Raw genomic sequence first — 15,468 nt, 5'->3', positions numbered from 1 at the left:
TAAGGCACTCTTCCTGCACCAGGCCTGCCTGTCTTCCGCCTCTTTTTTCAGCTGTTCAACCCTCTTCCCTGGCTCTCCAGTTCCTGCCTCAACAACAACTCCGTCTCCTGCGGTTCGAATTGGCGTTGCAGCAGCGGGATGGTGAAGACGTAGCGTGCGTCGTGCACGCCGTGGGTTTCATCGCGGCGCAGGACGTAGGCCAGTTGCAGGCGGGCCAGGGACCGGCGCAAGGCCTGGGCCTGGCCGGTGGCGCCGTGGGACTGGACCAGGGCGTCGAGTGCGGTCAGGCTGGTCTGTCCTTGCTGGGCCGTGTGATAGACGGCGATGCGGTCCAGGCGGCAGGCGTGTTCGTCGGTGCTCAAGCGGCCCCATCCCACCAGCGCGTCCTGCACGGGCTGGGATGCCATGGCCTGGCGCAGGTGGCGTTCTTCGATGACGCGTTCGTCGGGTCCCAGGGCTTCCAGGCATTCCTGGCAGAGGATGGCGACCAGGTTGGCGCGCCTGCCGCTGGCCTCTATCAGCCGCTCGGCCAGAGTGTCGTTGGCAAAGCCCAGGCGCAGCCTGCGCAGCGGTTCGGTGGCCAGGGCGTGGCATGCCGCTGGCTCCAATCCCCCAATGGCCAGGATTTCGCCGAAGTTGCGCAGCGGCGACTGGTAGTCGAGCAGCGCTGCCGCGTACAGATCCCAGAATCCCGCCAGCATGAACCAGCAACGGCCCTCCTCGCTCAGCGCACGCAAGGCGCTGAGCTGGGGGTAGCCATTGCGGGCTTCGTCGCGGAAGAACCGGTCGGCCTCGTCGATCAGCAGGTACAGCCGCCTGCCCTGCGATTGCGACTGCAGGTGTTCGATGATGGCCTCCAGCGGTGTCTCCACGGGCAGGCCGAACTGGGTGGCCAGGCGCGGCGTAAGGCGGTGGTCGCGCAGCGAGAGGTAGTGGCAGGCAATGGACGGATGCTCCTGCAGGCGCCGTTGCACGGCCTTGAGCAGGCTGCTTTTGCCGAGCTGGCGCCCTCCCACGACCAGGTAGTTGGCCGGTTCGCGGTTGAGTACGCGCGCCAGCAGGCGTTCGCGGCCGAAGAACACGTCCTCGCGCGTCACGCCGCCGCGCGTCTGGTAGGGCGAGATGCGCGTGACCTGCAGTTGCGCGGCCAGCAGCCGCAGCAGCACCTGCGCGGGCTCGCCGCCCATCAGCCATTCGGTCTGACCGGGGCTGTCCAGCACTGCGTGCAGATTGGCGCGGTCCTCGGCATGGCGCTGCAGCAGCGGCATGGGCGACTGGGGATGCTGGGGGCTCACGATGAGCACCACGTCGCCGCCGGTCTGCAGCAGGCGCAGCTGGCGCACGAGTTCGCCCTCTTCCAGTTCTTCCAGCTGCTCTGGCAGCGCATAGACCAGGCAGCGGCCCAGGGCGATGGGCAGGTCCGGCGGCAGCGTCCATTCGAACATGCCACCGGGCACGGGCCATTCGCCCTCGGCGGTTTTGCAGGTGGCCGACAGTCGTTCGGCCAGGGCGCGCACGCGGGCGGCGGGGCTGGCGCTGGCAAGGCGCAGGGCACGCTGCCAGTCGGGCGGGCGTATGCCTGCGGCGCGCAGCACGGCGGACCGCCGGCCGGTGAGCCGCAGCAGCCGGTCCAGCTGGGGAAGATGCTGATACGGCTTGCGGCGCAGGCGCCCGGGCTTGAGCTGCGCCGGGCCTATCAGCGGATGGCGGACCAGCCACAGCAGGGCCAGGCCGCCAAAGACCAGGGCGCAGGTCCAGATGATGTTGCGCAGCCAGCCAAAGGGTTCGTGCTCTGGCTGCCCTGGCGAGGGGCTGCAGTTCAGCGGCAGATAGCGTGGCGGGGTGGGTGGCTGGCCGCCCTGGCAGCTCCAGTCCTGGCTGGGCATGTTCAGCTGCAGCAGGACCTGGGTTCCTGAGAGCACGCCCATCTGGCTGTCGCGCACGATGTCCGCCTGCAGCACGAAGGGCCTGGGCGAACTCATGCGCACGCGGGGCTCGGCAATCTCCGGTGCCACGCTGGCGATGTCCTGCGGCCAGCTTTCATGCTGGCGCACATGCTCCATCAGGGCCAGGCGCCACAGGATGATTTCGTTCCAGACCCGCCCTGAACTTTCCGCGCCCTGCAGGCTGCCGCGGGTAACGGGGTTGTAGCGGGGCAGAAGGATGGCTGTGCCTATGAACAGCGTGAACAAGGCCAGCAGCGCGGCGCGCCAATAGGATCGGGGCAGCTGCAGAAGGCGGGCCGGGCCGCTCATGCCTGCAGCACTGCCATTGCGGCTTCGCGGGCGATGTCGCAGCGCCAGTGCAGGTGGGCGCCCTCGCCCGCTCCGCGCACCTGTAGCAGATTGCCCCAGAACAGGCGCCGCAGCACGGCATCCTGCAGATAGGGCCGCGCACGGCCCAGCGATGCCGCATCCACCAGGCTTCGCAATTGATCGCGTGCGGCCGGCTCCTGCGCCAGGGGCAGCAGGGTATGCCACAGGCGCGCACTGGCCACCAGATGGGCGCGCAGCAGTGGCGAGTGCACGGCAGCGATGCCCACACCCTGCTCCACCAGCCATTGCAGCGCTTCCTCGAAGAGCGCGGGATGCCCGCCCGTCAGGGCCTGCAGCGCCTCGATGACCTCGGCCGGCCAGGCTGTTGCCGGCCAGCGCTGGCGCGCCATCAGGGCCAGGTCTTCCAGCGTGGGGTCGGGCCAGTGCGCCACCTGGCCGATGTTGAGCAGGGACAGGTCGCCGCTGCGGTACTTGAGGTCGGCCAGCGCCTCGCTGCCGCACAGCAGCAGGTGCAGGCGGCCGCTGTGCATTTCGCTGAGGCTGCGCAGGATGCCGGCCAGCGTCTCGCGCAGTGCGGCCGTGCCTTGCTCGAAACGGCTGACCAGGCAGAACAGGCGGCCGCCTGCCAGCAGGCGCTTTTCCAGCAGGGCCTCGAATTCATAGTCCGAGCCCACCTCGCCCAGCCCGCACTGCCGGCCCAGGGCCGCAAAGTAGTCGGCCGGGGCCGTGCTCACGCTGTACGGCGGCTGGATGTGCAGTACCGCCTCGGCGCCGTACTGGGCGCGGGCACGCAGCAGCAATTCCTGGCGGAACGGGGGCTGCCCCCAGTGCGCGGGAGACAGCAGCATGGTGATGGCATAGGGCGAGGCCTGGGCCAGCTGGGCAAAAAGCCGGTCCATGAAGCCGGCAAAAGGCTGGGCGCCAGCGGCTGGCGCCTGCAGCGGGAACTGCGTGGCAAAGCCGGCGGCGGAGAACAGTCGATTGGTCTCCGCCTCCGTCAGCCGCAGATACTGGGCGCAGGCGGCCAGCCGGTCGCGCGAGCGCGGATTGGGCAGGGAAACCCCATTCCTCCAGTTGTTGACGGCTTCCCGGCTCAGCCCGATCTCGGTGGCCACCCCCGAAGCGCTGGCACGGATGCGGCGCATGTACAGACCCAGAAGATGGCCGAAATCCTCGTGAACGCCTGCTGCCACGGCGGGGCCCTGCTCGATTGCGGTGGGCTGCATCAGCGTTGGCCCTGCTCAAAAAGACGGCGCCTGATGGCGCATGTCCATCCTGCCGTGACGACGGTCGGTATCCACATCCTGTTCACCCTCTCCTGGGACTTTGCCGGATCTTGTGCAATTTGTTTCATTCTGCCGAGCGCGGATTGTCTCAGGATGCCGGGTCGCTGCCGCCCTGCCCCGCGAACTCCCGCCGCGCACTGGCCATCCGGTACAGCGGCAGCACGACCGCCAGTACCAATCCCAGGGCCAGCCAGAGCCACAGGCCCTTGCCTCTGAAGGCCAGGGCGGCAACCACGGTGAAGGCGACGGCCTCGCACAGTCCGCGAAAGCCTGCCCGCAGCATGAACAGGCCCGCGATGCCGTCCACCGGCGACACGCCGCTCTTGCGCAGGCTGGCCATGGTCTCCAGCAGGGCCTGCACGGACTCCTGGGCCTGGCGATCGCGTTCCTGGTCACGCTCGCGCAGTTGCCTGATGGCCATGGGCTGGGCGGGATTGCTGAGTGAGGTGCCATCGTTGCCCTCTTCCTGCCCCGGGCGCGGATAGACCTCTGCGTCGGGATCGACCAGCACCTGGCGCTCCGGGTAGCGGGCCAGCCAGGCATGGTGGCTGACCCATTGGCCGGCATCGAAGTGATAGCGCTCGCTCTCTCCCACCTGGTCGTAGAAGACATGCAGCACCGCCGCCTGCAGGCCGTGCTGGAACAAGGTCTCCAGCAGCCGCCAGGGCATGCCGGCTGTGGTGCGGGTGTCAAAGCCCAGCTCCAGGTGCTGGGGGTGGCCCAGGGCGCTGGCATTGGCCCAGTCGTCATCCCACAGCGCGGACCGGTCCAGGGCGGGGTCCAGCTCATGGATCCAGCGCTCGGCCTGCTCCCAGGACTGCCGGGCCAGGTACTGGCAGATCAGTTGCACGCGGCGCAGCTGCAGGGGCGTATCGAAGAAAAGATAGAGGTGATGGACGTTGCTGGACATGGCGGGCCTGAGGCGTTTGCAGGAATGCCGCGATTGTTCAATTGCAGCTGCCAGCCGGCCCTCCCAGGCCTGTCCAGCACGCGGCTGGCAGGCGCTGCCGCCGGTTGACATTCTGTCCACTGCAAGAAGCGGGATGCAGGCGCTGCGGCGGCGCCCTAGACTGCGGCAATTGCCCACAGCGCCCATGCCGCCAACCGCGCCCGCCATGCACAACCTCCGTCTTTTCGACAACGAAGCTTGCGAATCCGCCCCGCCCTGCCAATGGACGCAGATGGAGCACCAGCTCGACGAGCACGGCAGTGCCCGGCTGCCCGGCCTGCTGGACGCGCAGCAATGCCGTGACCTGGCGGCCCTCTACACCAGGGAAGACGGTTTTCGCTCCCGCATCGTCATGGCCCGCCACGGTTTCGGGCGTGGCGAATACCGGTATTTCGACTACCCCTTGCCACCTCTGCTGCAGCGGCTGCGCGAACAGCTGTATTCCCGCCTGGTGCTGGTGGCCAACCGCTGGAACCAGCGCATGGGGCTGGATGTGCGCTATCCGGACCGGCTGCAGGACTTCCTGGCGCGCTGCCACGCGCACGGCCAGGTGCGGCCCACGCCGCTGATCCTCCAATACGGCGAGGGCGACTACAACTGCCTGCACCAGGATGTCTATGGAGAGCATGTGTTTCCGCTGCAGGTGGTGTTGCTGCTGTCTCGGCCGGGGCAGGACTTTGCGGGCGGGGAATTCGTCATCAGCCAGGCCGATGGCGACAGGCAACGGGCCGATGTGATGGCGTTGGACCAGGGCGATGCGCTGGTCCTGGCCGTGCGCCACCGGCCCGTGCCGGGGCGGCGCTCAGGCTACCGCCGCGCGGCCATGCGCCATGGCGTCAGCCGCGTCCGAAGCGGCCATCGCCATACCGTGGGGCTGATCTTTCATGACGCACTCTGATATGACGCACTTTGATGGACGGCCGGTATGAGCACGCTGGATCTTTTTGCCGATGAACCTCCCATGGGCATCGAACCCATTGGTCCCCAGTCCGTGGTGCTGCGCGGCCATGCCCTGCCCCATGCGGCTCCACTGCTGGCTGCGGTGGACAGCGTCATGGCCCAGGCGCCGCTGCGCCATCTGGTCACGCCGGGCGGCTTCACCATGTCGGTGGCCATGACCAACTGCGGCGCGCTGGGCTGGACCAGCGACCGGCGCGGCTACCGCTACAGCGCCATCGACCCGGTCAGCGGCCAGCCCTGGCCCGCCATGCCGGCCGTGTTTGCGCAGCTGGCGGGCGAAGCGGCCGCCGCTGCGGGTTTCGAGGGCTTCGCGCCCGACGCCTGCCTGATCAACCAGTACCTGCCCGGCAGCCGCCTGTCCCTGCACCAGGACCGCGACGAGCGTGACCTGGACGCGCCCATCGTCTCGGTGTCACTGGGCATGCCGGCCACATTTCTGTTTGGAGGGCTTGCGCGCGCGGACAGGACGGCCAGGGTGTTGTTGCGGCATGGCGACGTGGTGGTCTGGGGCGGCGTGGATCGGCTGCGCCACCACGGCGTGTTGCCGCTCAAGGACCAGCCTCACCCGCTGCTGGGCGGGCGGCGCATCAATCTTACTTTTCGCAAGGCGGGTTGAATGGCGGGGTCGACATGGATGGGCTGAACAGCAGTGATCGCTTCGCCGGCCTGGACTGGGGCCGCATTGCCACCCAGCTCGATGCAGAGGGCCATTGCCTGCTGCCACGGCTGCTGAATGCGGATGAAAGCCGCGCCCTGGCTAGCGAGGCGGCCATGCGCAATGGCCTGCCGCCCTCCCTCGACACATGGCGCCCGGTGCTGTACCGGCACCTGCTTGCCATTGCCAATCGCTGGCGTGCCCAAATGGACATGCAGCCTGCCCTGCCCGCCTCGTTCGAGGCCTTCGGGCAGCTGGGCCGCCAGTGCGGCCAGATGCATCCGCAGTCGCACCTGCTGCATGTGGCGCAGGCGGGCCATGCCCCGCTGCGCTCATACAGCGAGGGAGCGGCGGTGTTCCCGCTGCAGCTGGTGCTGCTGCTGTCCCGGCCGGGCCAGGATTTCGAGGGCGGCGAGTTCGTGATGACCGAGCAGCGACCGCGCATGCAATCGCGCCCCATGGTGCTGCCGCTGGGCCTGGGGGATGCGGCCATCATCGCCACGGGGCCGCGCCCGGTGCGCGGTGCGGCAGGCTTTTACCGCGTGCACCTGCGCCATGCCATCAGCCGCGTTCACCGTGGCGAGTGGCTGGGTCTGGAGCTGCTTTTGCACGACGTGCCCCAGGCGCCAAAGGCTCTGCAAACAGACCGCTGGCTATAATGCCGCGCCTGCAAAGGCATCCGTGCAACAGGTGTCCACATGCCAGCCATGGGGATGAAACGGGAACAAGGTGACTGCCAGCAAATGCTTTTTGCGCTGCCGGCACAGGCCTTGGCTGCCCCCGCAACGGTAAACAAGTCAAGGCGCTCCATGCCTGTCCCGCCAGTCTCCGCAACCCTGCGGAGGGGCGATGACAGGCTGTCACTGGTTCATGGCGTGGTCTGCAACATGCAGCTTTTCGCGGGTGGATTGGGAAGACGGGGCGCTGGGCGCAAGGCATGTCCTTGCGCCGCTTGTGAGCCCGGAGACCGGCCTGCTGCGTTTCGCGCCCGCTGAGCGGGCGCTTTCTTGACTGTCTGCGGGGTGCGGATGGCAATGTCCTGCACCCTATCCTTGCACGCTGGCTGGAGAGGCGGCAGTGCCTTGCTTTCGCATCAGGCGGTCGAAGACCGATGTTCGAAATGCATTCCTCCCTTTCCTGCGTTCCCAGCACCCGTGCTGCCGATTCCCTTTGCCTTCGGCTGAGCCCGCTGGCCCTTGCCTGCGCCTTCCTGTCCGCTCCTGTGCAGGCACAGACTGTCCTGCCCGAGGTCCAGGTCACCGGCCAGGCCGAACGCATCGGCCAGCAACTGGCCCAGCCTGGGCGCTCTGCCAGCCATACCGGCGTCTCCAACCAGGAAGTGCCGGCCAGCGTGGATGGTGTTTCTGCCGAGCAGATGCAGGAGCGCGGCGACTACGCCCTGGTGGACGCCGTCACGCGCACCGTGGGCCTGACCTCCAGCAGCACGCCGGGCAACGGCGGCCTGTCCTTCAGCAGCCGTGGCTTTGCGGGCGTGAACTCCGTGGGCGTGGCCGAAGACGGCATGGTGCTGGGCGTGGCCGCCGGCACCACGGCCTATCCGGGTGACAGCTGGGGCTACGAGCGCATCGACGTGCTGCGCGGCCCGGCCTCGCTGATGTATGGCAGCGGCACCATGGGCGCCACCGTCAACGCCATCCGCAAGCAGCCCAGCCGCACCAGCTCGGCCGAGGTGCTGGTGGGCGCGGGCACGGACGACACGCTGCGCCTGGGTCTGGGCGTGACCGGCGCCCTGGGCGCCTATGCCAGCTACCGCATCGACAGCTACACCGCGCGCAGCGCAGGCGAGCGCGATCTGGACCAGTCGCGCAACGGCAAGTTCATGAGCACGCTGCGCTTGGAGCCCACGAGCGACCTGCAGATCGACCTGATCGCCGATCGCAGCGTGCAAAAGCCCAGCCGCTACTGGGGCACGCCTGGCCTGGACGGCAAGGTGGTGGAGTCCCTGCGCGACCGCAACTACAACGCCGAAGACAGCGTGCTGCGCTATGCCGACGAGCGCCTGCGCGCCAAGGTGCAATGGAAGGCCAATGACTGGCTGACGGTGCGCAACGAGCTGTACCACGTGCAGTCGGACCGCCACTGGCGCAACATCGAGGCCTACGCGCTCAACCCCGCCACCTGGACCGTGGGCCGCTCCGACTACCTGGAAATCCTGCACGACCTGGAGCAGACCGGCAACCGCCTGGGCCTGAACGTGGACCGGGGCGCGCACAAGATCGCCATGGGCTGGGAGGCCGCGCGCATCAACCTGCGGCTGTCCAACAATTCGCCCTATGGCGGCTCGTCCACGGTCTCGGCCTGGGACCCCGTGCATGGCAGCTGGGCCAGCCCCGATGTCACCAAGGCCAAGACCGAAACCGGCGTGACCCAGCATGCGCTGTACCTGGAGGATGCCTGGCGCATCAGCAACCGCTGGCTGGCCATGGCCGGCTTGCGCCGCGATGTCTATGACTTTGCCAGCCATTCCCTGGTGGGCGGCACGGACTTCGACAAGACGCTGGCCGCCACCTCCTGGCGCCTGGGCCTGACCTATGAGCTGGCCCGCAACACCCATGTTTATGGGCAGATCAGCTCGGGCCATGATCCCGTCAACAGCCTGGTCTCGCTGAACCTGGCCAACACGGCTTACAAGCTGAGCAAGGGCCGCCAGGCCGAGATCGGCATCAAGCAGCAGGTGGCTGGCGGGCGCGGCGAATGGACGCTGGCCGTGTTCGACATTAAGAAGGACGACATCATCACGCGCGACCCCGACCGGCCGGCCATCTCCATCCAGGGCGGCAGCCAGTCCTCGCGCGGGGCCGAGGTCACCGCCACCTTCCAGGCCACGCCCGCCCTGCGCGTGGAGGGCAATCTGTCGTACGTGGATGCCCAGTTCGACAAGCTCATCGAGGCTGGCGGCAACCGCGCAGGCAACCGTCCGCAGAACGTGGCCAAGACCACGGCCAACCTCTGGGGCCACTACCGCGTGGGCGCCTGGCAGGCCTCGCTGGGCCTGCGCTACGTGGGTGACCGCTTTGGCAACAACGCCAATACCGTGAACCTGCCCGCCTACACCGTGGCCGACGCCGCGCTGAGCTGGCAGGTGGACCCGCGCACCACCCTGAGCCTGATCGGCCGCAACCTGGCCGACAGGGTCTATGTGGGATCGAGCTACGGCAGCCAGTTCCTGGTCGGGCAAGGCCGCCGCTTCGAGATCGCGGCCCATATCCGGTTCTGATGGCCATGGCGCGCTCCAAAAGCCTCCACGGTCTCCACGGCCTGTGCGCTGGCGCCCTGGCGGCCACCCTTCTGCTGGCCGGCTGCTCGCGCAGCGATTCCGGCACCACCAGTGAACTGCCGGCACCGGCTGCCGTACCGCAGGCGCCTGTGACCGTCAATGTCTGCGGCAGCCCCGTGACCTACGCCAGCGCACCGCTGCGCGCCGTGACCCATGACGTGAACATCACCGAGATGTTTCTCTTTCTGGGCCTGGGCGACCGGCTGGTGGGCTACAGCGGTATCACGCAGGCCAAGCAGATCGACCCGGCCTTCCAGGCCCAGCTGGCCCGCGTGCCGCGGCTTGCGGAGCGCGAGATGAACCTGGAGGCCATCCTGGGCGCCTCGGCAGATTTCGTCTTCGGAGGCTGGAGCTACGGTTTTCGCCAGGGCCAGATCACGCCCGAGGTGCTGCAGCGCCACGGCATTGCCTCGTACGTGCTGTCCGAATCGTGCATCCGCGTGGGGCCGCGCAGCCAGGTTGCGCTGGAAGACGGCCTGACCGACCTGCGCAACCTGGGCCGCATCTTCCGCATCGAGGCCCATGCCGAGCAACTGGCGCGGGGGCTGGAGCGCGACCTGAAGGACCTGCGCGAGCGCATGCAGGGCGTGCGGCAGCGGCCTTCGGTCTTTGTCTACGACAGCGGCCAGGACATCCCCGTGACCGTGGGCCGCTACGGCATGCCGCAGGCCATGATCGAGGAAGCGGGCGGGCGCAACATCTTCGACGACATTCCCAGCAACTGGCCTGCAGGCAACTGGGAGGACGTGGTGCAGCGCAACCCGCAGTGGATCGTCATCATCGACTACGGCCAGCCCCATGCACAGGGCAAGATCGACTTCCTGCTGGCCAAGCCCGAGCTGGCGGGCGTCGATGCCATCCGCGAAAAGCGGTTTTTCGTCATGACCTATGCCGAGGCCACGCCCGGCCCGCGCAATATTGCGCGGACCCGTGCCCTGGCGCAGGCCCTGCACCCCGACCGCATGCCGGCGCCCAGCCATGCGGCCAACTGATTCCCGCTGGCCCAGGCGCTCGGGCGCCGCCCGCCTCTGGTGCCTGCTGCTGTTCGCGGCCCTGTTGTTGGTGATGACGCTGGCCATCACTTGGGGGCCCGTGGACATGCCGGCGGGCACGGTCTGGCGCATTGCCTGGAGCCGGCTGCTGCAGGTGCTGGGCATGCAGCCGCCGCCACTGGAGGGCATCACGCCGCAGCACCAGCAGATCGTCTGGCTGATCCGCATGCCGCGCGTGCTGCTGGCGGCCCTGGTGGGCGCGGGGCTTGCCGTGGTGGGCACCATCATGCAGGCCATGGTGCGCAATCCGCTGGCCGATCCCTATCTGCTGGGCGTGTCCTCTGGTGCGTCGGTGGGCGCTGTGGCCGTGCTGGCCTTCGGTGCGCTGGCCTCGGCCGGCATGTACGCCCTCACGGCCGGGGCCTTTGCCGGGGCGCTGGCGGCCACCGTCGCCGTCTACCTGCTGGCGCGCTCCCAGGGCCGCATCCATGCCACGCGGCTGATCCTGGGTGGTGTGGCCATCGGCTATGTGCTGGCAGGCGTGACCAGCCTGATCACCCTGTCATCGGGCCAGCGCGACCTGGCCAATGCCCTGCTGACCTGGACGCTGGGCAGCCTGGCCGGCACGCAGTGGGAGGAACTGGGCATTCCCGCTGCCGTGCTGGCTGCGGGAATGCTCTGGCTGGGGCTGCAGACGCGCCCGCTCAACGCCCTGCTGGCCGGTGACGAGGCCGCCGCCACGCTGGGCGTGGACACGGCATGGCTGCGGCGCGCACTGTTCCTGGCGGTGTCGCTGCTGACGGGAACCATGGTGGCGGTCAGCGGCGCCATCGGCTTTGTGGGGCTGATCGTGCCGCACGCCGCGCGCATGCTGGTGGGTACGGACCACCGGCGCGTGCTGCCCGTGGCCGCCCTGGCCGGCGCCCTGCTGCTGGTGCTGGTGGATCTTGTCGCGCGCACGGCCTTTGCGCCCATGGAACTGCCCGTGGGCGTGATCACCTCGCTGATCGGCGGGCCCTTCTTCGTCTGGATGCTGGTGCGCCAGCCGGTGCAGGGAGGGCGCGGCCCATGAAGCTGCAAGCCCAGGACCTGTGCTGGAGTGCCGACGCCCGGCGTGCCGACGCCCGGCGCATCGTGGACCAGGTCAGCCTTGCCCTGCACAGCGGCGAATGCGTGGGGCTCATCGGCCCCAACGGCAGCGGCAAATCCACCCTGCTGCGCATGCTCTACCGCGTGTTGCGGCCCGACGCGGGCTGTGTGCTGCTGGACCAGCGCGACATCCGGGACATGACGGCGCGCGAGTTCGCGGCCCAGGTCTCGGTCCTCGCGCAGGAGGCGCCGCAGAGCTTTGATTTCACCGTGCGCGAGGCGGTGATGATGGGCCGCATTCCCCACCAGTCCCCCTGGGCGGGCGACAGCGCCGAGGACCTCGCCTGCATGCGGCAGGCGCTGGCCCAGGTGAATGCCCTGGCGCTGGAGGAGCGGCGTTTCTCCAGCCTGTCCGGCGGCGAGAAACAACGCGTGCTCGTGGCCCGCGCGCTGGCCCAGCAGCCACGGCTGATGCTGCTGGACGAGCCCACCAACCACCTGGACATACGCCATCAGCTGGAGTTGATGGGCCTGGTGCGCAGGCTGCAGATCAGCAGCATCGTCGCCCTGCACGACCTCAACATCGCCGCCCACTACTGCGACCGTCTCTATCTCATGGAACAAGGCCGCATCGTTGCCCATGGCACACCGGCCCAGGTACTGACGCCGGCCACCATCGGCCAGGTCTACGGCGTGGCTGCCGAGGTGGACATCCATGCCGCCACCGGCCGGCTGCGCATCAGCTTCATTCCCGATGAACTCCTCTGAAACTTCCATCCCGCCCAGGCCCGACGCCGTGATCGTGCTGGGCCGCGGCGGCACGGGCGCAGCATCGCGCCAAAGCCTGATCGAACTGGCCGATGCCTTGCGCCAGACGCTGGAGCCGGCCTGCAAGGTCGTCACATCCTTCGTGGACAAGGCCGCACCCTCGCTGCCCGAGGCGCTGCAGCAATGCCTGCCGGCGCGCTCCATCGTCGTGCTGCCCCTGTTCTCGCCCGACGAGCCTGCCCTGCTGCGCTGGCTGCACAAGCTGGCCATGCGCTGGCGCTCGCAGTTGCCGAACCAGGGCGTGCAGGTGCGGTTTGCCGACCATCTGCTGGGCGCTGCCGCCATGCCCGCGCTGCTGCTGTCGCAGATGGCCCAGGCCCTTCAGGCACCAGACATTGCCGAGACCGCAGGCGACCAATGGCAGCACGATCCCCAGGCCTGGTCCCAGGTGCCGGACCACCAGCACCATGCCCTGGTCTGCACGGGACCGCGCTGCACGGCCCTGGGCGCCGTGGCCGTCTGGCAAAGCCTGGGCGATGCCGTGCAGGCCAGCAGCGAACTGCGTGCCAGGCTGCGCCTGCTGCAGACCAGCTGCCAGTACCCCTGCAACCATGGCCCGCTGGCCATCGTCTATCCGGACGGCGTCTGGTACGGGCGGCTCACGGCCGAGAATGCCGCCGAAGTGATCGAAACCCATGTGCTCTCGCGGCAGGTCTGCGCGGAGCACCACGTGCACGGGCCAGTGGAGCTGGGGACGCAGGCTTCGTGATGTCTCAGGGCTGGGCCGCCTCCAGCTCGGCCAGCCTCACCGCCACAAAATCCCGCAACGCACGCACCAGCGGCGTGAACTGCCTGCGACTGGGTGCGACCAGGAACAGCGGCACGCACTCGGTCGTCCAGTCGGTGCACAGCGCAAGAAGGCGGCCCCGGGCCAGGTCCTCGGCCACGTCGAAATACGACTTGTAGGCAATCCCCCGCCCGGCCACGGCCCAGCGCCGCACGGCATCTCCGTCATTGGCCACATTGCGGCCGCGCACCCGCACATGGACGGGCTCAGGTACGGCAGCCCCCTGCCCTGCCGGCCAGAAGCTCCAGCGGTCGTGCACTTCCTCGCCCAGCATGAAGCACAGGCAGTCATGTCCGGCCAGGTCGTGGGGGGTGGCGGGGGCGCCACGCTGCTGCAGATAGGAGGGCGCGGCGCAGAGCACGCGGCGGTGCGTGTCCGACAGCGGCAAGGCCACCAGGCTGGAATCCTGCGGCCTGCCATAGCGAAATGCCGCGTCCACAGGCTCGCTGTAGACATTGGCCGCGCGGTCGGACAGGTGCAGGCGCAGATCCACGCCTGCGTGCTGGCTCTGGAACTCGTCCAGCCAGGGCATGAGCACATTGCGGCCCAGGTCGGAGGGGGCGGCCAGTTGCAGCGTGCCGCGCAAAGCGGCCTGGCCGCCAGCCAACTGGTCGCGCACCTGGCGCAGGCCGGCCAGCGCGGGGCGGCAGTGCTCCAGAAACAGCTCGCCCTCCTGCGTGAGCCGCAGGCTGCGCGTGGAGCGCACGAACAGGGTCACGCCCAGCTCTGCCTCCAGCCGCTTGAGCGCTGCGCTGGCCGCAGCCGGGGTCAGGTCCAGGGCGCGCGCCGTGGCCGAAAGGCTGCCGCTGTCTGCGGTGCGCACGAAGATATCCAGGTCTTGCAGGCTTTTCATGGGCGTTCGCCAGGCTTTGATTTTCAAAAACTATTTGAAGCTTAGTCCAACGAGAAGGCCATTTGTCGCGCTTGCGCCAACTGGGCGCACGGCCTGGGATGGAAGCCGGCTTCCATCCTTTGGCAGGGGATCTTGGCGCCGCGGCAACCGTAGTATGGTTGCCGCCATGCAGCTCAAACATTTCGCCGGTGCCCTGGCTGGCAGCCTTGTGTTCGCCACAGCCACGGCAGGGGTCACCGCAGCCAAGACCCCCTCCTATCCCGATGCCGATGCCAGCGACCCCGCAAAGCTGGGCTGGATGGTGGGCTCGCCGCCACCGCCGGACCGGATGCTGCGCTTCGACGACGGCTCCTATTTCCAGTTTCCCGCCATGCGCTGGAGCGTCTCGCACTTTCGCCAGCTCATGCCCACGGTGAATGTGTCACGCGGCCTGGCGCCTGCAGCGCCGCTGGCCCAGGCGTTGCGCGACGACATCGACGAGTTGCGCTTCACGCCATTGGGTGCCAGCCAGCCCATGACCTGGCGCGATTCGCTCAAGGCCAACTACACCGACGGCATCGTGGTGCTGCACAAGGGCCGCGTGGTCTATGAGCGCTACTTCGGCGTGCTCAAGCCCGAAGGCCAGCACGGCGCCATGTCGGTGACCAAGTCCTTCGTCGGCACGCTGGCGGCCATGCTGGCTGCCGAGGGGCAGCTCGACCCCTCGCGCCGCGTGTCGGAATACGTGCCCGAGCTGGCGGCCTCGGCCTTCGGCAACGCCACGGTGCGCCAACTCATGGACATGACCACGGGCATACGCTTCAGCGAAGACTATGCGGACCCCCAGGCCGAGGTCTGGGCGCACGCGGCAGCGGGCAACCCGCTGCCCAAGGCCAAGGACTACACCGGGCCGCGCAGCTACTACGAATTCCTGCAGACCGTGAAGCCCGAAGGCGTGCACGGCAAGGCCTTCGGCTACCGCACGGCCAACACCGATGCGCTGGGCTGGGTGCTGGCGCGCGTGAGCGGCCAATCGGTGGCCGATCTGCTGTCCGAGCGCATCTGGAGCCGCCTGGGCGCCGAGCAGGATGCCTACATGTCGGTGGACTCCACGGGCACGCCCTTTGCAGGCGGCGGCCTGAACCTGGGCCTGCGGGACCTGGCGCGCTTTGGCGAGATGCTGCGCAACCGGGGCCAGTTCAACGGCCAGCAGATCGTTCCCGCAGCCGCCGTGGACGATATCCGCCGGGGCGGCGATGCGGCGGCCTTTGCCAAGGCCGGCTACAAGCTGCTGCCGGGCTGGACCTACCGCAACATGTGGTGGGTCACGCACAACGCCCATGGCGCCTTCGCGGCGCGCGGCGTGCATGGCCAGACCGTCTACATCGATCCCAAGGCACAGATGGTGATTGCGCGCTTTGCCTCCCATCCGGTGGCTGGCAATGCGGCCAATGACCCGACCTCGCTGCCGGCCTATGAGGCCCTGGGCAGGCTGCTGGCGGGGGAGCGCTGAGGC

General features: G+C 68.5%; 13 protein-coding genes and 1 riboswitch. Of the genes, 9 read left to right on the top strand and 4 right to left on the bottom strand.

All coding sequences use genetic code 11. The annotated features are described in order from the left end of the window. Nucleotides 1-47 precede the first annotated feature (47 nt). From ACN20X_RS17770 to ACN20X_RS17760, 3 genes are all read right to left on the bottom strand, one after another. On the bottom strand, nt 48-2,255 hold the full coding sequence (locus tag ACN20X_RS17770; protein WP_473209682.1) for an AAA family ATPase: 2,208 nt from the start codon (nt 2,253-2,255) through the stop codon (nt 48-50). Continuing rightward, nucleotides 2,252-3,502 carry a hypothetical protein gene (locus tag ACN20X_RS17765; protein ID WP_473209681.1) on the bottom strand — a complete coding sequence of 417 codons (1,251 nt, stop codon included), beginning with the start codon at nt 3,500-3,502 and terminating at the stop codon, nt 2,252-2,254. The genes ACN20X_RS17770 and ACN20X_RS17765 overlap by 4 nt, the downstream gene beginning before the upstream one ends. Before the next feature lie 148 nt (nt 3,503-3,650). After that, a complete protein-coding gene (locus tag ACN20X_RS17760; RefSeq protein WP_016446083.1) occupies nt 3,651-4,472 on the bottom strand; it encodes a hypothetical protein in 822 nt (273 codons plus the stop codon). Nucleotides 4,473-4,677: 205 nt separating this feature from the next. Here ACN20X_RS17760 and ACN20X_RS17755 point away from each other — a divergent pair, with 205 nt between their 5' ends. The 8 genes from ACN20X_RS17755 to ACN20X_RS17720 all read left to right on the top strand — a co-directional run bounded on the left by ACN20X_RS17755 (nt 4,678) and on the right by ACN20X_RS17720 (nt 13,042). After that, complete coding sequence (locus ACN20X_RS17755; protein ID WP_473209680.1) at nt 4,678-5,409, top strand: 2OG-Fe(II) oxygenase; 732 nt, start codon at nt 4,678-4,680, stop codon at nt 5,407-5,409. A gap of 27 nt (nt 5,410-5,436) precedes the next feature. Next, the gene (gene alkB, locus ACN20X_RS17750) at nt 5,437-6,087 is read left to right on the top strand and encodes a DNA oxidative demethylase AlkB (protein ID WP_473209679.1); all 651 of its coding nucleotides are present in this window, start codon (nt 5,437-5,439) and stop codon (nt 6,085-6,087) included. Nucleotides 6,088-6,101: 14 nt separating this feature from the next. Further along, nucleotides 6,102-6,785 (top strand): 2OG-Fe(II) oxygenase, encoded by a 684-nt coding sequence (locus ACN20X_RS17745; RefSeq protein ID WP_473209678.1) that lies wholly within the window; start codon nt 6,102-6,104, stop codon nt 6,783-6,785. 12 nt (nt 6,786-6,797) lie between these two features. Continuing rightward, a riboswitch (cobalamin riboswitch) is annotated at nt 6,798-7,116 on the top strand. Between the two features lie 121 nt (nt 7,117-7,237). Next, nucleotides 7,238-9,364, top strand: coding sequence for a TonB-dependent receptor (locus ACN20X_RS17740; RefSeq protein ID WP_473209677.1), 2,127 nt, complete (start codon nt 7,238-7,240; stop codon nt 9,362-9,364). Beyond that, entirely contained in the window at nt 9,364-10,416 is a 1,053-nt protein-coding gene (locus ACN20X_RS17735; RefSeq protein WP_473209676.1) for an ABC transporter substrate-binding protein, read from the top strand. Before ACN20X_RS17740 ends, ACN20X_RS17735 begins: the two co-directional genes overlap by 1 nt. After that, nucleotides 10,403-11,488, top strand: a complete 1,086-nt coding sequence (locus tag ACN20X_RS17730; protein ID WP_473209675.1) for a FecCD family ABC transporter permease — start codon at nt 10,403-10,405, stop codon at nt 11,486-11,488. Before ACN20X_RS17735 ends, ACN20X_RS17730 begins: the two co-directional genes overlap by 14 nt. After that, nucleotides 11,485-12,273, top strand: coding sequence for an ABC transporter ATP-binding protein (locus tag ACN20X_RS17725; protein WP_473209674.1), 789 nt, complete (start codon nt 11,485-11,487; stop codon nt 12,271-12,273). Before ACN20X_RS17730 ends, ACN20X_RS17725 begins: the two co-directional genes overlap by 4 nt. Continuing rightward, nucleotides 12,260-13,042, top strand: coding sequence for a CbiX/SirB N-terminal domain-containing protein (locus ACN20X_RS17720; protein WP_473209673.1), 783 nt, complete (start codon nt 12,260-12,262; stop codon nt 13,040-13,042). The genes ACN20X_RS17725 and ACN20X_RS17720 overlap by 14 nt, the downstream gene beginning before the upstream one ends. A gap of 4 nt (nt 13,043-13,046) precedes the next feature. Here ACN20X_RS17720 and ACN20X_RS17715 read toward each other — a convergent pair whose 3' ends face one another. Then, nucleotides 13,047-13,973, bottom strand: coding sequence for a LysR family transcriptional regulator (locus ACN20X_RS17715; protein WP_013802414.1), 927 nt, complete (start codon nt 13,971-13,973; stop codon nt 13,047-13,049). Between the two features lie 166 nt (nt 13,974-14,139). Between ACN20X_RS17715 and ACN20X_RS17710 the strand changes: the two genes are divergently transcribed. Next, complete coding sequence (locus ACN20X_RS17710; RefSeq protein WP_193760888.1) at nt 14,140-15,465, top strand: serine hydrolase domain-containing protein; 1,326 nt, start codon at nt 14,140-14,142, stop codon at nt 15,463-15,465. Nucleotides 15,466-15,468 lie beyond the last annotated feature (3 nt).

The sequence above is a fragment of the Delftia sp. PX-1 genome (genome assembly GCF_055797465.1).
This window is presented reverse-complemented; position numbering and strand designations above follow the sequence as displayed.